A 22,026-nucleotide genomic window follows, 5' to 3' on the forward strand; every position below is an offset into this window, starting at 1 on the left:
TGCTGTCTAAGAAGAAAAGAAACCAGAAAAAAATGAAACAAATCAATTTTGTTGTAATGCTCGTGATGCTTTTTACAGGCTTTTACAACTATGCGCAACAAGGACCACAAGCAAGAAATAAAGTAAAAGTTACCGGAAAAGTTTTCGAAAAAGTAAGCAAGCAGCCGCTTGAGTATGCTACAATTTCGATTATGGCACCAAATGACACAAAAGTTATTGCCGGCGGGATAACCAATCCTAAAGGTGAATTTGAAGTAGCTGTTGCTCCGGGAACTTACGATATAAAAGTAGAATTCATTTCGTTTAAATCGACTGAAATTAAACAAAAAAGTATCCAGGAAGACACCAATTTAGGTGTTGTAAATTTATCTGAAGATGCTGCACAATTAAACGAAGTTGTGGTTCGTGCCGAAAAATCATCTGTAGAAATTAAACTGGATAAAAAAGTTTATAATGTTGGTCAGGACATGATGGTAAAAGGAGGAACTGTAAGCGACGTTTTAGATAATGTCCCATCTGTTTCTGTTGATACCGAAGGAAATGTAAGTTTAAGAGGAAGTGACAATATCCGAATTTTAATTGACGGAAGACCTTCAAACGCTATAAATGTTGCAGAAGCTTTACGTCAGCTTCCTGCAGATGCCATTGATAAAGTAGAAGTAATTACAAATCCATCTGCACGTTATGATGCCGAAGGTGGATCAGGAATTATCAATATCATTCTTAAAAAAGGTAAAAACCAAGGTTTAAATGGAACTTTTATTGCTTCGACAGGACTTCCTGAAACGTATGGTTTAAGCGGAAATTTAAATTACAAAACAGAGAAATTAAACTATTTCACTACTCTTGGTTACAACCGCAGAACAAGTGAAGGTGCAGGTTTAACTAATACAGAATATTTAAATGCTGACGGAACTCCAAAAGGATTTCTTGATGAAGATCGTGATACTAAAAGAACTTCTTACGGATTTAACGGAAGAGCTGGTATAGAATGGACTGTTGCTCCAAACACATTCTGGACAAATGCCATTAATTATCAAAAGAGTTCTGGTGACACAAGAGACTATATCACTTATAGTAATTTTGGCGCAGCGCATGATTTTACTGGTAATTCATACCGTTTAAATGATGGTGTTACCGAAAGTGAAAACGTAGAATATACCTCAAACTTAATCAAAAATTTCAACGATAAAGGACATAAACTTACTGCCGATTTATCGATTTCAAGAAATACAGATGATAGTAACAGTACCATTACAGCATCACCAAATTTCAATAATACATTGAACGATCAGGTTCAGAAACAAGTACAATTACAAGCCGATTATGTATTGCCTTTAGGCAAAGGAAGCCAGTTTGAAGCCGGTTATAAAGGAAGTTTTGGCGACTTAAACAACGAATATGTAATAACTGGGATTGACGGTAAACCAGATCCTAAATTATCAAATACTTTAGAATACAAGGAAAACATAAACGCAATTTACACGCAATACGGTTTCAAAGTCAATAAGTTCTCTTATTTATTTGGATTGCGTTGGGAAGACACTAATATTCAGGTAAACCTATTAGATAGTACCCCCCCGGATTTCAACACTAAAAAATACAATAACCTATTTCCAAGTGCTTTCATTAGTTATGAAATTTCAGATCAAAGCAACTTCACAGCAAGTTATAGTAAGCGTTTATCAAGACCTAGAGGACGTTTCATGAATCCTGCGACAAACTATTCTAGTAATGTTAATATTTTTCAGGGAAATCCGGACTTAGATCCGTCTTTGACAGACAAATACGATATTGGATACATCAAACGCTGGGAAAAATTAACCTTTAATACTTCGGCATATTTCGAAAACACAAAAGACGTTTTCAGTTTTGTGAGAACTCCTACAGGTGACGTTGTAACTCCTGATGGTGATGTTGTAACTCCTACACCAGATAATCCAGTTGATGGAATTCCGGTTATTTTAAGCCGTCCAATTAACTTAGGAAGAGAGCAAAAATTTGGTTTTGAGTTTACTCTTAATTATACACCATTCAAAGTATGGAGAATCAACAGTAACTTCAACTTTTACAATGTAAAAACTACCGGTGAAAATACTTATATAGACACTAAAGGAAATACAGTTGTACAAGATCTGGATAATCAAGCTAATACATGGTTTGCCAGAATCAACTCAAAATTAACGTTGCCATACAAAATAGACTGGCAGTTAAGTGCTGTTTACAATGGCGAACAAAAAACGGCTCAGGGTAAAAACTTAGGTCAGTTTGGTATGAATACAGCATTTAGTAAAGATGTTTTAAAAGACAAAGCAACAATTGCATTCAATATTAGCGATATTTTCAACTCACGTATCATGAAGTCTGACACCTATCTTCAAAATGATGTCACTCGTGAAAGTCAAAAATCGTATAGCGAAATGCAGTTCCGTAAACGTCAGTTCAATTTATCATTTACATATCGTTTCAACAAACCAAAAAGTGATAGAGACAGAAACGCACAGCCTAAAAATGATGGCGGTGGTGATGGTGGCGGAGATTTCCCTGGATAACTTAAGTTAAATTCCAATATTAAAAAATCCAAATTCCAATTTCACTGATAAATTCCAAATACTAAAAATCCCAAATTCCAATTAATTGATTCTCATTGGAATTTGGGATTTTTTTATTGGAATTTATTTTTAGACATAAAAAAAAGGACTCGTTTTCACGAATCCTTTTACGAAATCAATTCAAATTAAATTGATTGTTCTTCTTGTCTTTTTTTAGCTCTCTTTTCTTTGAACATTTCCCAGCTAGCTCCCGTAACCCAATAAGATACGAAACCAACCAAGAAAAACATTAACCAAAACCCTATAGTTAGTATGGTTAAGAAAAGTAAAAAGCCTAAGTACTGTGAAAATTCAAACATGTTTTCCGGAATTTTTGAATGTTACCACAAATGTAGGCTATATATTTTTCCTCAGCAATAAAATCTAAATCAATTTTCGTGAAATAACATTTATCCGTATATTTATACTCATTTTAAATAAGCTTTCTTTTCGATAAATTATTCAACTATCTAAATCAGAAGAACATGAGTATTTTCAGGAGCTATTTCCCGCTATCCGCTGCAATCTTTTATGTTTTTAAAGAAAAAACATAAAAGGATTTCCGCTACTATCGGGGCTAGAATCCGTATTCAAAAGAAATCTTAAACACCAAAATAAAAAATCCGTTTCAATCCGCGTCTTTACGAAGTAAATCAGCGTCATCCGCGTCCCATTTACCCAAACAAAATACATTTTTACAAACAACATATTTACACAAAATGAAATACAGAATAGAAAAAGACACCATGGGCGAAGTTCAGGTCCCAGCCGATAAATATTGGGGTGCTCAAACAGAACGTTCAAGAAATAATTTCAAAATTGGAAACTCCGCTTCGATGCCGCAGGAAATCATCGAAGGATTTGCTTATCTAAAAAAAGCGGCTGCTTACGCCAACTTTGATCTGGGAGTTTTACCAATAGAAAAAAGAGACGCAATCGCTGCCGTTTGTGACGAAATTCTGGAAGGAAAATTAGATGATCAATTTCCACTTGTAATTTGGCAGACAGGTTCAGGAACACAAAGTAACATGAACGTAAATGAAGTAATTGCTAACCGCGCCCAAGTTTTAAAAGGTTTTGAAATTGGCGAAGGCGAACAATTTATAAAAGCAAATGATGATGTAAATAAATCTCAATCATCAAATGATACTTTCCCAACCGGAATGCATATTGCAGCTTACAAAATGGTGGTTGAAACCACAATTCCGGGAGTTGAAAAACTGCACGCAACTTTGGTAAAAAAAGCAAATGAATTTAAGGATGTTGTAAAAATTGGCCGTACGCATTTAATGGACGCAACGCCTTTAACTCTTGGACAAGAAATTTCAGGTTACGCAGCGCAATTAGCTTTTGGATTAAAAGCGCTTAAAAACACCTTAGCTCATTTATCTGAAATTGCTTTAGGAGGAACTGCAGTTGGAACAGGATTAAATACTCCAAAAGGTTACGACGTAAAAGTAGCCGAATATATCGCTCAATTTACCAAACATCCCTTTATTACTGCGGAAAACAAATTTGAAGCTTTGGCTGCTCACGACGCCATTGTGGAAACTCACGGAGCATTAAAACAATTGGCTGTTTCCTTAAACAAAATTGCAAACGATGTTAGAATGTTAGCTTCTGGCCCACGCTCAGGAATTGGAGAAATTCATATTCCTGAAAACGAACCTGGATCCTCTATTATGCCCGGAAAAGTAAACCCTACACAATGTGAAGCTTTAACAATGGTTTGCGCCCAAGTTATCGGAAACGATATGGCAATCGCAGTTGGCGGAATGCAGGGACATTATGAATTGAATGTTTTTAAACCAGTTATGGCCGCAAACTTTCTTCAATCGGCACGTTTGCTTGGAGACGCTTGTGTTTCATTCGACGAACATTGCGCACAGGGAATCGAACCAAATCACAAACGTATTAAAGAATTAGTGGATAATTCTCTAATGCTTGTAACCGCTTTAAACACAAAAATTGGTTATTACAAAGCAGCAGAAATTGCTCAAACCGCTCACAAAAACGGAACGACACTAAAAGAAGAAGCGGTTCGTTTAGGCTACGTTTCTCCTGAAGATTTTGACGCCTGGGTAAAACCGGAAGAAATGGTTTAGATTAATTGTTAATTATAAATTGTTAATGGTTAATTATTTTTGATACTATAAAAAAGAGCTTTCTAAATTTAGAAAGCTCTTTTAATTAATTAACAATTTATAATTAACAATTCACAATTATTTACCGTCTACATAATCTTGTAAATAACTGAATCTTTCTGTAAGTTTTCCGTTTTCGGTGATTTTTGCGCGTTTTAAAATTCCATCTTTATCTCCGTTGAAAAAAGCCGGAATTACATGCTCCATAAATTGCTCTCCAAAACCTTCGCTGGCATCTTTTGGGATTTCACACGGAAGATTATCAACTGCCATAACAACAACTGCCGCCGGATGAAAAACATCTACTTCTTTATCTTCTAAAGGAAAATAACCATAAATAGGTTCAGCAATTGTCGAAGAACGAAGCGTACTTGCAATTGGCCCGTTTACATCGCAGGAAATATCTGCTACCACTTTTAATTTACAGTCGCTTGCGTTTAACATTTCTCTGGTCAAAATCATTGGAGCATTACTTGCATAAAAATGACCTGCAAAATAGATATCTGAAACTTTCGTGAATTTTTCAAAATCAGAAGTATAAGCTTCCGGATTTTCGACAAAATCATTAAAATCTAAAACCTGACCATCAATACGTTTGTTATATTCTAAAACATCTAACTGAACATAAACTGCCTGCGCATATTTTTTAGTCAGATAATTGTCTACCGTGATTTCTTTTATTTTAATAGCATCTAAAATTTCTTTTGCCCCGCTCCCAACCTTTCCTGTTCCGGTAATGACAAATTTTAAAGCCGGCATTGTAATGCGTTTTAAATGCATAATCAAGGCTTCTTTTCCGGAAAGTGTTTCTGCTTTTGGAAGTTTAAATAATTCGAATTTAATTCCGAAAGCACGGATTCCGTTATATACACCAACCATTCCGGCATATTTGCCAAAACCAATTAATCGACGATCAAGCGAATCAACAATAGTTTCATGATCGTATAAATCAATATTTTTTTCTAAAATCGCCTGAAGTAATTTCCTGTTATGTGGCTGCTTTTTTATCGTATGAGAAAAAAAGAAATATGCTTTGTTTGGAATTAAATTGTCAACAGGAACTTCTTTTACACCAAAAAGAACATCACAATCCGAAACATCTTCTGTAACGTTTATTCCCATATTTTTATATTCTGCATCAGAAAAAACTCTAATATCTGAACTTTCTACTTCAACAGAAGCGTCATGATAGACTTGTTTTAGTTTTGTAAGCTCATTTGGAGAAAAAACAACTCTTCTGTCTGGTGGGTTTTTTCTTTCTTTTATGATTCCAAATTTCATTTAAATAAATTTAAAGCATTTAATAATATAACTTTTTACATCGTATTTGTTTCAAATATAACAAATATAGTTAAATTTTTGTTTCTAATTTACTATTTAGAATGTTTAAAAACCGTTAGTAGCTGAAAAACAAAGAAATAAAAAAAACAGTTCTTAAAATTATGTTAAAAAGACGTTTTTAAACCATCAAAAACTGAGAATACAACAAAATTGAATTCGATATATTTGTTTTTAAAGAACGATGCAAATGATTTTCCTTAAAAAAACAAAGATACCACAAATACTTTTCTCAGTATTAGTTTTAAGCTCTTGTGGTAATGACAATAAAACAAAAACAGCTACTACTCCTACAGTCGAAGATACATTACCTAAAATGAAGCCGTTAGGTCCTGAAAAGAAAATTTCTCAGGCTTATAAAAATTCAGTAATTGGCAGAATAAATCATTTTTATTATAAAAACTGGCCCAACAACAGCATGAACGGAAGCTTTTTAGTTGCCCGAAATGGTCAGATTATTTATGAAAAATACAATGGTTTTGCCAATAAAAATGAAGGAACTAAAATAACTGCCGAAACTCCTGTGCAAATTGCCTCTGTAAGTAAAGTATTAACGGCAACAGCCATTTTAAAATTGGTGAATGCGGGTAAAATAGATTTAGACCAAAAAGTAAATACAATTTTAAAAACGTTTCCATACGAAGACTGCACAATTAGAATGCTTTTAAGCCATCGCACCGGAATGCGTAATTATGCTTATTTTACTGATCACGATAAATCAGTTTGGGACAGACATAATCAGTTGACAAATAAGGATATTTTAAATCTTTTGGCAACTAAAGATATTGGTTTAGAATCTAAAACCGGAACTCGTTTCAGCTATTGCAATACTAATTATGCAATGCTGGCACTTATCATTGAAAAAATTACCGGCTTGAAATATAAAGAAGCAATGTCTCAAATGATTTTTAAACCTTTAGGAATGACGCATACGTATGTTTTTGACGATGACAAAGACAGAAAAACGATTGTTCCATCATATAAAGGAAATGGTGTAGAAATTGGTTTTGATTATCTGGACAATGTTTACGGAGATAAAAATGTTTTTTCGACAGTACGAGATCTTTTAAAATTTGACCGCGCAAGACAATCTCCTGATTTCTTGAAACCTGAATTATTAAAACAAGTTTACACGGGTTACAGCAACGAGCGTAAAGGAACTAAAAATTACGGTTTGGGAATTAGAATGATTAATTGGGAAACGGGTCAAAACTATTATTTCCATAATGGCTGGTGGCATGGCAATACCTCATCTTACATTACTCTAATGAAAGAGAATGTTACCATTATTGCGTTGTCTAACAAAATGACAAGAAACACTTATGCTGTTCGCAAATTAGCTCCAATTTTTGGAGATTATCCTTTTAATTTTAAAGACGAAGAATAAAATAGTCATAAATTCGAAAGTCAAAAGTCTTAAAGTCAAATACTTTAAAAACTTTACAACTTTCGACTTTTGACTTTCGAATTTTTCTGAAAATTTTAGTAGAAAGTAATTTCAAATACTCTAAATTTGCAGACTCATTTTTGGGGTCGACTGGTTTTGACAGCAAGTCGAATTGAACAGTAAGCACGTCGAGCATTGAGACCTTGCTCGTAAATATAAGATCTCAAACTTTTACACGGCGAAAATAATTACGCTTTAGCTGCATAATCCGAATCATAGTAAGATTGCGCCACGTCTCTACAAGGTAGAGAAGCTGGATTCTCCTGGAAAGCCTTGGTTTGTGGCGTTCCGTCAAGGGGAACCGTAAAAATAAACCTAGAAATCCATGAGCTTCGGGTGGGTTTCGAAACTTAAGAAGATAAGTGTTCGGTGGCTGTTTCTGGCCTAGCTTAACATCGAAAATCTAATCAGGAAATAAGCGTGTAGAAAGCTCTTTAGTTGCTTGTTTGGACCCGGGTTCGATTCCCGGCGACTCCACAAAAAAGCCTGTAAACTTATTGTTTACAGGCTTTTTTTTGTTAAACCTTAATAAAATAAGTCATTTTCTAATTTTTGCTTTTTAAAAATTGATATAATACCCGAAACATTGGAGTAAAATATAACTGGCATAATATCTGACAAAAACGATGTTTTATTGTATATTTTTTTATCTTTGAAATTCAGGATTTTTTATCCAAATGGCTTTAACTTTGAGCCTTTAGAAATTGATATTCATTATGGAACAGAAAATACATCAGGGAAGAAACGTAAAACGTTTCAGAGAAATGCTTAACATAAAGCAGGAAGGGTTAGCTTATGATTTAGGTGAAGACTGGAACCAAAAGAAAATTTCTTTACTGGAGCAAAAAGATGTAATTGAAGAAAATTTGCTGAAACAAATCTCTGCTGTATTAAAAATTCCTGTTGAAGCTTTTCAGAATTTTGATGAAGAACAGGCGATTAATATTATTTCTAATACTTTTGATAATTGTCAACAACCTGCATCTGTATTTTACAATTCTACTGTTAATCAAATTGATCAATTGATCAAACTACATGAAGAAAAGATTGCTTTATATGAGCGAATGTTGAAAGAGAAAGATGAAATGATGGTGAGGCTTGAGAAATTGATTAATAAATAATAATTATATTACTTAAAACCCGATCGCGCGGATTTGTAATCCGTGCCCGCAAAGTATATCTTGACAGATTTAAAAAAAAGAAAACCAGTTTTTATTAATATAGGAACGGGCACGGAAAGAATTTCCGCGCTATCGTTGTGCATAGCCCCAATCGCGCGGATTTGTAATCCGTGCCCGCAAAGTATATCTTGACAGATTTAAAAAAAGAAAATCAGTTTTTATTAATATAGGAACGGGCACGGAAAGAATTTCCGCGCTATCGTTGTGCATACCCGTTACCGTTAACCGTTAGCGCAGATTTGCAACCCGATCGCGCGGATTTGTAATCCGTGCCCGCAAAGTATATCTTGACAGATTTAAAAAAGAAAATCCAGTTTTCATTAATATAGGAATGGGCACGGAAAGAATTTCCGCGCTATCGTTGTGCATAGACGAGCGATCTGCTGTTGGATTTAGGTTTTAGTTATTTTCTACCAAAATCAGCTGGAATTTCACCCCAAGCTTTTGTTTCCCATTTTAATATTTTGTTGGTAAATTCATTTGAGATTAGCCATTTTTCTGCGCGTTCCATAAGTTCAAAAACTTCTTTATTATTTTCTGTTTCTTGAATATTACTTCTGGAAGTTTTATCTCTAATCCAAGATATTGCTATTTTGCTATCAGAATAAATTGGACGTATATCGTTGCTTTTTTTCATATGTGCCAATGCGTGTACTAAAGCTAAAAATTCACCCATATTATTTGATGCATCTTTAAAAGGACCTTGTTTGAAAATTACCCTTTTAGTTTCAGTTTCAACTCCTTGATATTCCATTAAACCTGGATTACCACTACAGGCTGCATCTACAGAGATACTTTTTAAAATAGGTGCACCGATCAATTTTAATTCTTCTTCAGATAACTCGGATTCAAAAAATGTCTTGCCTTTATAGTTATCATATTCTTCTGAATACGCTTGCTTTGCTAATTCTAAAGATTGAAAAGATTTATATTTGGCACCATTAAAACCATGGATACTTTCCTTACATTCATCCCACGTTTCGAATATTCCAATTTTTCTACCCTCCCAAACAACGTAAAACTTCTTTTTTGCCATATCTTTTTAATTTATTTACGATTTCGTAATTAAGATTATGCCCAACTTACTTATTCCCTCCATAAAATGATTTCAACTACCAATTTTAAAAGCTATATAGTTCCAGCCTGATCAATGTCCAATACCAAACATACAAAACCTTCATTGTTTTACTTTACGGTTTTCCGTAACTGTATAAAAGGCAAAATACTTCTTTAATAAATAAATTCATAAAGTATAAATACCTGTTTTTAATTTTTATTGAGCATAAAACCAGTTTTTATTAATATAGGTACGGGCACGGAAAGAATTTCCGCGCTATCGTTGTGCATATCCGAGTAATCGGTTTTTTATGGTTTATCTATACGTATTTTACCCCGATACCCGATAGCGCGGATTTGTAATCCGTGCCCGCAAAGTATATCTTGACAGATTTAAAAAAGAAAAACAGTTTTTATTAATATAGGAACGGGCACGGAAAGAATTTCCGCGCTATCGTTGTGCATACCCGTTACTCGTTACCGTTAGCGCAGATTTGCAATCTGTGCCCACAAGCTAAGTCAAGACAGCAGTTGAGTATTTTAAAATAAGTATAACAAAACAACATCTAAATCATTTTCTAAGTTGGAATAATTCCTTGCCGAACTAAAATAATAATCTTCAGCCGAATTAACAGTTTTATCTTTTACAGGATTATTATGGATGTAATCTATTTTTTGCTTAATAAACTTATTGCTATAAATATGTTCTGCATGGTAACCATTTTGCCAAACTTTATAATTCTGATCCTTTTTTAAATGTTCACATGATTTTTGAAAATATTCAAGCATCCATTCTCTTCTACTTTCAGGTTCATTTATTATAGTTTGTATTATTTTTTTTGATGTAAATTTTTTAAAATCTCTAATAATATCAGATAATACAAAACCATTCGTCCCTTTGCAAATCAAATGAATATGACTGCTCATAATACAGTAAGCATAAATTTCCAAACCTTTGTTTTCCTGACAATATTTTAAAGCATTTATTAAAATATTTTTCTGATTTAGTCTTGTAAATATATCTATCCATCCTACAGCAGTTATAGTTATAAAATATGCTTCCTCAGTTGTTGTTGCTTTGTATTTTGTTGACACGCCTTTTTTCTTACAAAAATAAAAAGTATAACGGAAAATTTTAATCTTTTTATTTATGTTTTGAAGAAATTACTTTGCGGGCACAGATTACAAATCTGCGCTATCGTTGCGGGTTTCAATTCCGGTAACTTCGGCTTGTAATTGAAGATAATATTTTTGACATGGTAATTGATAGTTACCTTATAAAGCATGACTATTGATAATTGCTTCAATTTATTGATTTGTTTTAAATCACAATAAATCCGATTCAAATTGGTTGAATCGGGTTTATTATTAAATGAAATAAATATATAGCCATCTCATTACAACAACATCCTTTCAGTAATTGTTTTATTTGATGAAGCATCAATTCCGGTAACTTCGGCATACTTTACATTTGGCAGCCAAAAAGAACCTCCTTCAATGCGCACAAATATTTTTTCAACCTGTATTTTTTTCTGATTTACATTTACAAAAACATGATATTTTTGATCTGAATCTAACTTTTTCAAGGTTAAGGGTAATTTTTTATACGATACAAATTGAAACTCAAACTCTTCATTATTTACCGTTTTACTTTCTATTCCGTAGGCAAATTTGCGTTGTACATAACTAAAATCCTTTTTTTCTCCTTTCTCGGCATATCGAATCCAATATGCTTTTATAGGATTGCTTTTGTTTATTTTTCCATTTTCCTGATAGTTTATGGCATAAATAGCAGTGTTTATATTTGGGTCTCGCTGAATATAAAATAGCATATTATCTATATTTTTAGGAGTAGGAAAATTTAATGGTGATGGATTTTTCGATTGCGCCAATAGATTTCCAGAAATTATATTTACTAAGATCGTTATAACGATTAGTGATTTTGTAAAATATTTAAATGATAATTTATTCATAACAAGATGCATATATACTAATTTAAACCCGTTGCGTGCAATTTTTTAACACATAGAAACATAGTTGTTAGATGCGTAAAAAAGAATATAAAAAAGAAACTAGTTTCTAACACATAGCTAGCTATGTTTATTTTAAACAAGTGAAACGCCTTTTTTAAGCGTCCTAAATCTAGTTTCTATGTGTTAAAATAATTGCACGCAACGGATTAATTTAATTTGATTCGATTGCGTTCTGTTTTTCGTTTGTCTTAAAAACCCAATACTTAATTAGTGGATAATTAAATCCATAAGAAACAAAACTATCCGTGATTAATCTCCCGATTCTGTAATCGATTTGAAATGATTTTTGCAAAATAAGCGTGCCGAATGATTTTAAGGAAATGCTTCCCAATACAACCAACGCAAATTTAAAAAGCTGACTATTGATGTGGCTGCTATAACCAGATTGATTTTTAAATACCCAAAATCTATTGATGCTGAAATTGATAATCGCGCCAACGGTTCCGGAGTTTAAAATAGAAAAGGTAAAATGCAGTTTAAATACTTCTGTTAATAGAATCATTAAACCATAATCGGTAATGCCGCCTACAAATGCCGCAACTTGTGCTTGTAGAAAAGTGAAAATAGATTTTTTCTTAAACATTTCAGCCTTGGGTTTTATCTTTTAAATCGCCCAGCTTTAAAAGTTTAAAGCTATCTATGGTATTGATTATAAATAACAAAATAGTTATTAAGCCAGCCAAATAGGTAATTGATCCGGGAAATAAAACTTCTGCAATTAAAATTAAAGCAATAATAAATCGAAGCTCGGTTGGGCCAACAAAGCCGGAATCTATACTGTATTCATTTGTAATTTTGTAGCGCAACTGGCTGATGATGATTGACCAGCCATACAATGCGACAAAAGCAAAGGCTAATACTTGTGTGCCATTTTCAGCATAAATGTAGTAACCAAAACCTATAAGTACAATACCAATCCAATCGGCAATAATATCGAGTGCAAAACCATACCAACGGCGCGGAATATTTCTGTAATAAGCCAGTCTTCCATCTAAAGAATCGCCTAACCAATTTATACCCAAACCGATAATACCCAAAAGCAAATACCAATTTGTTAAATAAATTCCTAAAACAAAAGCTAAAAAAACTAATCCCGAACCAAGTGTACCAATTAAAGTGAGCAAGTTTGGCGAAATGAATTTAGGCACTTTTGGAAGCAAAAATACAATCGTTAGCTGTTCTGCTCTTTTTAAGATATTAGTTCGCTTACGGTCTGAAAATGTTCTTTGTGCAATTATAGTATAATCTTCAACCTGTGTTTCTTTTCCCATTATTAGCCCAGTATTTATAAGCCAGAAAGTATAACCACTTCTAGCTTATAATTTTTAACTTTATTTTTCTTTGTGTATTTTTAAAAAAATCGGTAGCACTTTTTAGCTTACCTGATCTAACCAGATAACTAAATGCGATAACAAACAGCATAATTATTTAACAATACCTGCAAAACGTTGATAAAAAACCGTTGGACTGTTCTCGTTTTTAGGAGCGTATTTTCCTGCTATAATTGGAATATAAATAACCCTTCTTCTACTTTCTTCGCCACGGATAGATGATTCTGCAACTCTGTGCCACAAACGTCCATCGTGAATGGTTAAGTCTCCAGCTTCCGGAGTGATGGAAACTTCCTGTGGATCGGGTTTATTATCTAAAAAGTATTTTTTACGGAAAAGCATTTGATAAATACTCTGCTTATGAGTACCCGGAATAATTTTAAGTCCGCCGTTTTCAGGTTTTAAAGTGCTTAAGTGAATACCCACATTTAGCATTGGGTTTAATTTTCCACCATAAAAAATATCTCTCAAACCATCTGTATGCCAGCCCATTTTAGTAAACTTACTTTCGGGTCCGTTGATATAATGATTGAAAACCATTCCGTCTTTTTCTTCTGTGCCTAATCTTGCGCCATCGCCTGCCAATGGTAATAAACCATTAAATCTTGGATCAAGTAAAAGACCACTTAAGGTTTGATGATGTTGATTAATAAAAGCAAAACGCTGCACAATGGCAGAGCCATCTAAATCTTTTCCATATTTAATTGGAACACCGTTTATTTTTTGAAGATCGTTTTCAATCCATTTTTGCTCGACTTGTTTAGAGGCATCAATGATGGATGAAACCGTTTCCGGATTTATAAATTTTTTGAAATGGATAAAGCCATGTTCGTTAAAAAAGGCAATTTGCTCATTAGTTAATTGCTCAGTAAGGGTAAAGGTTTTATAAGAAGATCCCATGATAATATAGATTTAATAAATGAAATAATAATGTTTGTAATTTTATCTAAAAGATTGCAACAACAGCAACAACAATACATTAGCATGTTTTTGTACATTCGACCTTTAGGAAAATTAAACATATTTTTTCTTTTATCTGACATACTCTATAGAATTAGTAGAATTTAATACAAACATAATATATATTTTCTCTTTTCCAAAGAATATTTTTATATTTTTTTCGAAAAAAAATTAAATTTTATAAATCCCGGCTGCCGTTTTTTCGATAAAAGCCTTTGGTAGTATGCGATTGGCGTAGACTGAAATAATATTTGTAAAACCCGGAATAACTTCTGATTTTTTGCTGAACATGGCTTTTACTGCCATTTTTGCCACTTCATCTGGCTGCATATTAAACTTTTCAGCCATTTTGTTTAAAGCACTTAAACCAGCTCTTGCAGCAAAACCAGTATCAACCGGACCTGGACTAAAACAGGTTACTGAAATTGAAGTTTTGGCAAGTTCAAAACGCAAAGCACGAGTAAACGATAAAACAAAAGCTTTTGTAGCCGAATAAACAGCCAGCGTAGGAACGGCCTGATAGGCAGCAGTACTCGATATATTTAAAATGTAAGCTTGTTTTTCTTGTGAAAGTATGGGTACTAATAAATGAGAAAGTTCTACAACTACATTCATGTTAAGCTGCATCATACCAAGCTGATCCGTTAGAGAAGACTGACTAAAATTGCCCCACACACCATAACCCGCATTGTTAACCAGAATCTCAACTGGATAGTTATTCATTTTTATCCAATCTGTTACTTTTTGCGATGCACCATTTATCGAAAGATCAATTGATAAAATAAAAGCATTAATGCCGTATTTAACTTGAAGATCATTTGATAATGCTTTTAATTCCTCTTCACTTCTAGCAGCAAGCAATAATGGATAACCTTGTTTAGCCAATTCATAAGCAATAGATTTTCCAATGCCTTTGCTGGCGCCGGTTATTAAGGCATACGGTTTAGTTTTTTCGCTCATTTTATTAATTTAATTATCAAATATAAAGATTAATTGTAACCCAGTACCTCGAAAATAACTTTTTAAAGTGTCTAACTATTCAATTATAAGACAGCCTTTTTTATATAAAAATATTTCTTTAGCCCATTATAATAAGGCTTTAACGTGTAAAAACATAAATCTTTAATTAACTTTGTTGTTATCAAAAATCTTATATAAAGTCATTGATATTTTAAAACTTATAATTAACTGATTTGAATTTCATAAATGTTAACTGATATTATTAAAGAAGATCTCACTGTACTTTTTTGCGGAATTAATCCCGGTTTAAAATCAGCAGCAGATGGACATCATTTTTCGGGAAGAAGCAATCGATTTTGGAAGGTATTACATCAGGCTGGTTTTACTCCACATCAAATAGAAGCTATAAACGATATTGACATTTTAAATCTTGGATATGGTCTGACTACTGCAGTAGCAAGAGCAACTTCTCGTGCAGATCAACTTTTAAAAGAAGAATTTGATGATTCTATTGAAATTTTCAGAAAAAAGATAAAAAAGTTCCAACCTAAATATATTGCTTTTCTTGGTAAAGCAGCTTACAAAGCTTTTTCTGGTAAAAAGCAAATCACGTGGGGATTACAATCAGAAGATTTTTGCGGAGCTAAGGTTTGGATATTACCTAATCCTAGTGGTTTAAATCGTGGATTTACACTTAGCGATCTCGTTATTTCATATTCAGAATTATATAAAACAATTATTTAACTAAATAAAAAACTCCTAGATATTTGCGAAATAGGCACATCATTAGCATTTCCTTCAAAAGGATTTCGGTGCTCTCTCCTACTTGTCCGAATGAAGTGTACATCCAGGAAATAATAACACTAAACGGAATCACCAGCCAAACCATATTTCCTTGCGCAATTCCGGTAACCGTTTCGTTCATTTTATCAAATTTATTTTTAATTTAGAATCCGCTATAAGTCAACAAATTAATTTCAGAATTAAGACAAATCAGATGCAGATTTTACCTTCCGCCAGCTTAGCGCCATATATAAAAAATTATACTGTTGTTACGATCGAAAAAGATCTAAACAATGAAGTGTTTTATCCAAGCGGTTATGTAGATTTCATTATCAATATTTCAGAAGGGATGGCGGCTACTATTATTAATGGCAGACGAAAAGATACTCCGGCGATTGAACTTCTTGGACATTTAACCCTTCCTACCCGACTTTCGGTTGCAAAAGGAACTTCGGTACTTATTGCGCGAATTTATCCGCATGCGAGTGCGTTGTTTTTCTCTGATCCATTATCAGAATTTACAAATTATGCAACCGATATGTACGATGTCGCACAAGTTGAAAATAGGGAATTGTATGAAAAAATAATGGAGGCAGATGGTCTTGCCTCCAAAATCAATATTTTAGAAAATCACTTTCTGCAGCAGCTCAAAAAAAACGAAACCCGATTAAAGAAAGTATCGATGCTTCAAGATCTCAGTCAAAATCTTTTTGTTACTAATTCGCTAGACCTGCCTGCAATGGCAAAGCATTCGGGATTATCGGAAAGATATATTCAAAAACTTTATTTGTCCAATATTGGAATAAGTCCTTCGGCATTTACTTCTGTAATACGATTTAACAAAAGCCTGCATTTAGTTCTTAATACTTCTGAATCGTTAACTACTATAGCCTACGACTGCGGATATTATGATCAGGCACATTTTATAAAAGAGTTTAAAAAATTTACAGGCATTACTCCTTTTGCATCAAGAGCTTCGTTAATAAAAAATGGAACCGATTTTCAAGAAGCTGTCAATGTTGGTTTCTAGATTTATTTTGCAGAATGGTTGCTGCTAAACATATCGCGGTGCATTTTCCAGCCGTCTTTTGTTTTCTTCCAAATAACAATCACTTTTCCATCGTCTAATTTTTTACCTTCCAGATCAGTCATTTCATAATAACTTTCTTCTGTTACAGCTGTTTTGCCATCTCCATATAAATTTTGAATGGTAAACTTAACCTGTACTTTTGGACCATCTTTAAAGAACGCTGCAATTTGTTCGCTTCCGCATATAGGAGATGCATTGGGCGGGTACAAACAGCCATCATCAGTATACCTTGTTAGAATTGATCCGTCGTTTTTATTAGCGAGATCTGCATAAATTGCGTTGCTTGCTTCTATAATCTTTCTGACGTTTTTCAATTCAGAATTTGAGTTTTGCCCATTACACCAAAAGGTAAGCAGCAGTAATCCGTTTAAAATAAGTGCTCTTTTCATCTTAAATAATTTTTTCTCAAAGTAATTCATTCCTTTGAGCGGAAAATTGTAAAATAACGAACAACTTTTGTTTTGATTTTCAAACGGACTTAAAACTCAAAATAAGTTTAATTTCAACACTTAAAAAAGTATCACAATATACCCTAAAAGTGAACTATTTTACTCCTATTGTTTCAGCATTTTTCTCTAACTTAGCGGTCTACATTTTAAAATGTAAGATTAAAATAAACTTTGTTTTTCTGCAAAACATTGATTGAAAAAGAATTACCATACTTTCTCTTACTTTTTGCTGCAAAAACATACTTCTAATAATTTAGTTAATTAAAAACTATGAGCAAATTTGATTTTGGAATTGTAGGACTCGGCGTAATGGGTCGTAACCTACTTTTAAATATTGCAAGCCATAACTTTGCGGCTGCAGGTTTAGACTTAGACACTGAAAAAGTCAACTCACTTCAACAAGAAGCCGATTCTGATCATACAATTGAAGCAACTACAGATGTGAAGCATTTTGTAGAGCTTATTCAACAGCCAAGAGCGATTATGTTATTGGTTCCTGCGGGAAAACCGGTTGACAGCGCAATCGCAAGTTTATTACCGCATTTAGATAAAGGAGATATTATAATCGATGGCGGAAATACTTTTTTTACGGATACTGACAGAAGATTTCTAGAATTATCTGAAAAAGGAATCCACTTCTTCGGAATGGGAATTTCTGGCGGAGAAAAAGGCGCTCGTTTCGGTCCTGCAATGATGCCGGGAGGTGATCAAAAAGCATATGAAAGACTTCGTCCTATTTTTGAAGCGATTGCAGCAAAAGTAGACGGTGAACCTTGTGTCGAATATTTAGGAAATGGTTCTGCCGGAAACTATGTAAAAATGGTTCACAATGGAATTGAATACGGAATCATGCAGTTGATCTCTGAGATTTATGACCTTATGAAAAGAGGTTATAATCTGGATGATGAAACGATTCAGAAAACTTTTGAAGAGTGGAACCAAACGGATGATCTTAGATCGTATTTGATCGAAATTACCGGAAAAATTCTGAAACAAAAAGATGAAGACGGAAGTCTGTTAATCAATAAAATTTCAGATTGGGCAAAATCTAAAGGAACAGGAAAATGGACTTCGCAAAACGCAATGGATTTGCAGGTTCCGGTTCCAACTATCGACGCTGCGGTTAACATGCGCGATATGTCTAAAACCAAACCTGAAAGAATTGAAGCGGCTAAAAAATTAGTTTGGAACGCTGCTGAAAGTAATGTAAATACAAGTGAAGCAATTGCTGCCTTAAAATCGGCATTATACCTTTCTATCGTTGTGACTTATGCACAAGGATTGGCTCAGCTTCACACCGCTTCTAAAGAATACAATTACGGATTAAACTTAGAAACTGTTGCTAAAATTTGGCGCGGCGGCTGTATCATTCGTGCGACTATTTTAGAAGATTTCAGAAAAGCATATGTTACTAAATCAGATTTACCAAACTTGCTTTTGGATGCTGGAATCGCTTCAAAATTATCAGAGAATCAGGCAGGAATGAGAACTGCTGTTCAGTTTGCTGTTCAAAAAGGATTACCTGTGGCGGGATTAATGAATTCATTAGCTTATTTTGATGCTTACAGATCTGCAAATCTGCCAACAAATTTAATTCAGGCGCAGCGTGATTTCTTCGGAGCGCATACTTACGAACGTATCGACAAAGAAGGAGTTTTCCATACACAATGGTCTGAATAAGCAACTTAAAGCAACACAACTACACACAATGACTAAAAATAAACTTAAGAATCCAACAATCATCGTGATTTTTGGAGGAACCGGAGATTTAGCAAAGAGAAAGCTCTTTCCCGCTTTTCAAAATCTGTACCTTGACGGACGTATGTCTGAAAAGTTTCAGATTATTGCTCTTGGTAGAGCAGAAAAAACCAATGAAGATTTTCGCAGTTATGTATTAGAAAACCTAAATACTTTTTCAAGAAGAAAAGGAATTTCTGATCCTGAAACTGAAAAATTTCTTTCGCACATAACCTATCACAGTCTTGATATTGACAAAGAAGAATCTTATATCGGATTAAACGAAAAAATCAACAGTTTTGATCTGGCTTTTGGTGAACGTGCTAATCGTCTTTTCTATCTTTCGATTACGCCTTCTTTCATTTCGACAATTTCAAGCAATATTAAAAAGATTGGACTTGCGGCAAATCCGAAACAAGATCGTATCATTATCGAAAAACCTTTTGGTTACGATAAAGCTTCTGCGATTGAATTGAACGAAATGCTTTCTGAAACTTTCAAAGAAGAACAGATTTACAGAATTGATCATTATTTAGGTAAAGAAACGGTTCAGAATATTTTGGCTTTCCGTTTTGGAAATTCAATGTTTGAACCTTTATGGAGCCGTAATTTTATTGATTTTGTCCAAATTACCGTGGCTGAAGAAGTCGGCGTTGAAGAACGAGGCGGATTCTACGAAGGTGTTGGTGCATTAAAAGACATGATTCAGAACCATTTGCTTCAAATTTTATGTATGACGGCTATGGAAGCGCCTGCTTCATTAAATGCCGATGATATTCGTAATCGTAAAGCCGATGTTTTAAAATCAATTCGCCGAATCAAACCGGAAGAAGTAGATCATTATATTGTAAGAGGTCAATATGGTGCAGGAGAAATAAAAGGAGTTCCGGTTCCGGGATATCGTGAGGATAAAGGAATTGCACCAGATTCTAATACAGAAACTTATGTGGCAATGAAAATTTATCTGGACAACTGGAGATGGCAAGGAATTCCGTTTTATCTGCGTTCTGGAAAAAGAATGGAAGAAAAACAATCTTCTATTATTATCCAGTTTAAACCAGTGCCGCACTCTGCATTTTCTTATGGAAAAGAAGGAATGACACCAAACCGATTGATTATCAATATTCAGCCTGCAATGGATATTAAATTGCAGTTTATGACTAAAAAACCGGGGCTTTCGCTTTCGTTAAGACCAGCGGAAATGGTATTTGACTATTTCGCTTGTTCTACTATGTCTCCGGAAGCTTATGAAACTTTAATTGCAGATGCATTGTTAGGAGATCCTACCCTATTTATGCGTTGGGATCAGGTAGAAGAAGCCTGGGATGCTATTGATACGATTCAACAAGTATGGAAAACTACGGCGCCAATTGGTTTTCCTAATTACAAAGCAGGAAGCTGGGGACCTGAAGAAGCTGACGAATTGTTGGCCCGCCAAGGACACAAATGGATTCCGAATACACAAACAAAAGAAGAAGTTTTAAATGATACAGATTTATAATACAACAGAAGAAATTAATACGAAAGCAGCGGACCTTTTTGTGGAATCAGCTCAAAAAGCTATTGCAGAAAAAGGCAAATTTACAGCTGTTCTTACCGGAGGTTCTTCTCCTGCAGGAATTTACAAGTTATTAGCTTCTGATGCTTACAAAACAAAAATTGACTGGAGTAAAGTTTTTATATTTTGGGGTGATGAGCGATGGGTTCCGCTAAATGATGATTTGAGTAATGCAAAAATGTCTTACGCAACATTATTAAGCCACGTTTCTATTCCGGCAGAAAACATTTTTGAAATGTACAAAGATGGTGTTACTCCAGAAGATTTTGCTGTTACTTACGAGCAGTCTATTAGAACTGTTTTAGGTGATGAAGGAAAATTTGACCTTATCTTGTTAGGAATGGGAGATGACGGACATACGGCTTCTCTTTTCCCTGGTGAAGCGGTATTAAACGAACAAACTAAATGGGTTGATGCTTATTATTTAGCTCCTCAAAAAATGTATCGCATTACGCTGACTGCACCGTTAATTAATAAAGCGGAGAAAATCGTCGTAGTTGCTTTTGGAGAGAAAAAAATAAATGCTTTAAAAGAAGTAACAACCGGAGAATTTAATCCAACACTGTACCCGATGCAATTAATTAAACCAGTTTCTGGAGAATTATCATTTCTTGTAGATAAAATTGCTGCGGGAACGAATTAGAAAATTTGTTTTATAACATATATTAAAAATCCTGTAAACGTAATGTTTACAGGCTTTTTTTATTTTATATATTTCTTTGTTCCATAGGAACATCTCGTCGGTAGAAAAATTATATTGTTATCATCGTTTATGTTCTGAAGGAACGTTGATTTTTGCATAGTTTTTTAATAATCGGGCACATCAAACGTTCCTACGGAACGTAAATGCGACGACCTTTATTTTATCTACCAACGAAACATTCCTATGGAATGATAACGGGATATGAAAAAATAACAAGTTATATCTCTTTGTTCCGTAGGAACATATCGTCGTAGAAAAATATATTGTTATCATCGTTTACGTTCCGTAGGAACGTTTGATTTTGACATCGTTTTTTAATAATCTGGCATATCAAACGTTCCTACGGAACCTAAATGTGGCTAACCTTTATTTTTATCTATCAACGAAACATTCCTATGGAATGATAACGGGAAATCAAAAAATAACAAGTTATATCTCTTTGTTCCGTAGGAACATATCGTCGGTAGAAAAATATATTGTTATAATCGTTACGTCCCGTAGGAACGTTTGATTTTGACATCGTTTTTAATAATCTGGCATATCAAACGTTCATACGGAACGTAAATGTGGCTGACCTTTATTTTATCTACCAACGAAACATTCCTATGGAATGATAACGGGATATCAAAAAACAACAAGTTATATCTCTTTGTTCCGTAGGAACA

General features: G+C 33.8%; 19 protein-coding genes and 1 other RNA gene. 10 read left to right on the forward strand and 10 right to left on the reverse strand.

The window, feature by feature from the left end; translation table 11 throughout:
* The first annotated feature begins 32 nt into the window (after positions 1-32).
* Positions 33-2,552, forward strand: coding sequence for an outer membrane beta-barrel family protein (locus APR43_RS20940; protein ID WP_053471811.1), 2,520 nt, complete (start codon positions 33-35; stop codon positions 2,550-2,552).
* A 758-nt stretch (positions 2,553-3,310) separates the two neighbouring features.
* Complete coding sequence (gene fumC / locus APR43_RS20950; protein ID WP_053471812.1) at positions 3,311-4,696, forward strand: class II fumarate hydratase; 1,386 nt, start codon at positions 3,311-3,313, stop codon at positions 4,694-4,696.
* A 117-nt stretch (positions 4,697-4,813) separates the two neighbouring features.
* Here fumC and APR43_RS20955 read toward each other — a convergent pair whose 3' ends face one another.
* Positions 4,814-6,016: an NAD(P)-dependent oxidoreductase gene (locus APR43_RS20955; RefSeq protein WP_053471813.1), complete on the reverse strand. Its 1,203-nt coding sequence runs from the start codon at positions 6,014-6,016 to the stop codon at positions 4,814-4,816.
* 241 nt (positions 6,017-6,257) lie between these two features.
* Between APR43_RS20955 and APR43_RS20960 the strand changes: the two genes are divergently transcribed.
* From APR43_RS20960 to APR43_RS20970, 3 genes are all read left to right on the forward strand, one after another.
* Positions 6,258-7,460, forward strand: coding sequence for a serine hydrolase domain-containing protein (locus APR43_RS20960; protein WP_053471814.1), 1,203 nt, complete (start codon positions 6,258-6,260; stop codon positions 7,458-7,460).
* A gap of 142 nt (positions 7,461-7,602) precedes the next feature.
* Positions 7,603-8,000, forward strand: a transfer-messenger RNA (tmRNA) gene (gene ssrA / locus APR43_RS20965).
* Between the two features lie 236 nt (positions 8,001-8,236).
* Positions 8,237-8,641 (forward strand): helix-turn-helix domain-containing protein, encoded by a 405-nt coding sequence (locus APR43_RS20970; protein WP_053471816.1) that lies wholly within the window; start codon positions 8,237-8,239, stop codon positions 8,639-8,641.
* A gap of 463 nt (positions 8,642-9,104) precedes the next feature.
* Here APR43_RS20970 and APR43_RS20975 read toward each other — a convergent pair whose 3' ends face one another.
* From APR43_RS20975 to APR43_RS21005, 7 genes are all read right to left on the reverse strand, one after another.
* Positions 9,105-9,737 (reverse strand): viroplasmin family protein, encoded by a 633-nt coding sequence (locus APR43_RS20975; protein ID WP_053474252.1) that lies wholly within the window; start codon positions 9,735-9,737, stop codon positions 9,105-9,107.
* 560 nt (positions 9,738-10,297) lie between these two features.
* Positions 10,298-10,852 (reverse strand): REP-associated tyrosine transposase, encoded by a 555-nt coding sequence (locus APR43_RS20980; RefSeq protein ID WP_053474251.1) that lies wholly within the window; start codon positions 10,850-10,852, stop codon positions 10,298-10,300.
* A 302-nt stretch (positions 10,853-11,154) separates the two neighbouring features.
* Positions 11,155-11,730: a DUF4833 domain-containing protein gene (locus tag APR43_RS20985; RefSeq protein ID WP_053474255.1), complete on the reverse strand. Its 576-nt coding sequence runs from the start codon at positions 11,728-11,730 to the stop codon at positions 11,155-11,157.
* A gap of 211 nt (positions 11,731-11,941) precedes the next feature.
* Positions 11,942-12,373, reverse strand: a complete 432-nt coding sequence (locus APR43_RS20990; protein ID WP_053474250.1) for a GtrA family protein — start codon at positions 12,371-12,373, stop codon at positions 11,942-11,944.
* Between the two features lies 1 nt (position 12,374).
* Entirely contained in the window at positions 12,375-13,061 is a 687-nt protein-coding gene (locus APR43_RS20995; protein ID WP_053474249.1) for a CDP-alcohol phosphatidyltransferase family protein, read from the reverse strand.
* 153 nt (positions 13,062-13,214) lie between these two features.
* On the reverse strand, positions 13,215-14,021 hold the full coding sequence (locus APR43_RS21000; protein WP_053474248.1) for a phytanoyl-CoA dioxygenase family protein: 807 nt from the start codon (positions 14,019-14,021) through the stop codon (positions 13,215-13,217).
* Positions 14,022-14,252: 231 nt separating this feature from the next.
* A complete protein-coding gene (locus APR43_RS21005; protein ID WP_053474247.1) occupies positions 14,253-15,041 on the reverse strand; it encodes an SDR family NAD(P)-dependent oxidoreductase in 789 nt (262 codons plus the stop codon).
* Positions 15,042-15,287: 246 nt separating this feature from the next.
* Between APR43_RS21005 and mug the strand changes: the two genes are divergently transcribed.
* Complete coding sequence (gene mug, locus APR43_RS21010) at positions 15,288-15,785, forward strand: G/U mismatch-specific DNA glycosylase (RefSeq protein WP_053474246.1); 498 nt, start codon at positions 15,288-15,290, stop codon at positions 15,783-15,785.
* Here the strand turns inward: mug and APR43_RS21015 are convergent.
* Complete coding sequence (locus APR43_RS21015) at positions 15,778-15,966, reverse strand: hypothetical protein (protein ID WP_053474245.1); 189 nt, start codon at positions 15,964-15,966, stop codon at positions 15,778-15,780. The two genes, mug and APR43_RS21015, sit on opposite strands and share 8 nt — an antisense overlap.
* A gap of 72 nt (positions 15,967-16,038) precedes the next feature.
* On the opposite strand from APR43_RS21015, the gene APR43_RS21020 reads away from it, so the two are divergent.
* A complete protein-coding gene (locus APR43_RS21020; protein WP_053474244.1) occupies positions 16,039-16,854 on the forward strand; it encodes a helix-turn-helix domain-containing protein in 816 nt (271 codons plus the stop codon).
* A 2-nt stretch (positions 16,855-16,856) separates the two neighbouring features.
* On the opposite strand, the gene APR43_RS21025 is transcribed toward APR43_RS21020, so the two are convergent.
* Complete coding sequence (locus APR43_RS21025; protein ID WP_240514975.1) at positions 16,857-17,303, reverse strand: YybH family protein; 447 nt, start codon at positions 17,301-17,303, stop codon at positions 16,857-16,859.
* A gap of 330 nt (positions 17,304-17,633) precedes the next feature.
* Here APR43_RS21025 and gndA point away from each other — a divergent pair, with 330 nt between their 5' ends.
* The 3 genes from gndA to pgl are packed head-to-tail and all read left to right on the forward strand — an operon-like array spanning position 17,634 to position 21,301.
* On the forward strand, positions 17,634-19,043 hold the full coding sequence (gene gndA / locus APR43_RS21030; RefSeq protein WP_053474243.1) for an NADP-dependent phosphogluconate dehydrogenase: 1,410 nt from the start codon (positions 17,634-17,636) through the stop codon (positions 19,041-19,043).
* Positions 19,044-19,071: 28 nt separating this feature from the next.
* On the forward strand, positions 19,072-20,601 hold the full coding sequence (zwf, locus tag APR43_RS21035; protein WP_053474242.1) for a glucose-6-phosphate dehydrogenase: 1,530 nt from the start codon (positions 19,072-19,074) through the stop codon (positions 20,599-20,601).
* Complete coding sequence (gene pgl / locus APR43_RS21040) at positions 20,585-21,301, forward strand: 6-phosphogluconolactonase (RefSeq protein ID WP_053474241.1); 717 nt, start codon at positions 20,585-20,587, stop codon at positions 21,299-21,301. Before zwf ends, pgl begins: the two co-directional genes overlap by 17 nt.
* Positions 21,302-22,026: the final 725 nt, after the last annotated feature.

The organism is Flavobacterium sp. NLM, from assembly GCF_002210235.1.
GTDB lineage: Bacteria > Bacteroidota > Bacteroidia > Flavobacteriales > Flavobacteriaceae > Flavobacterium > Flavobacterium panici.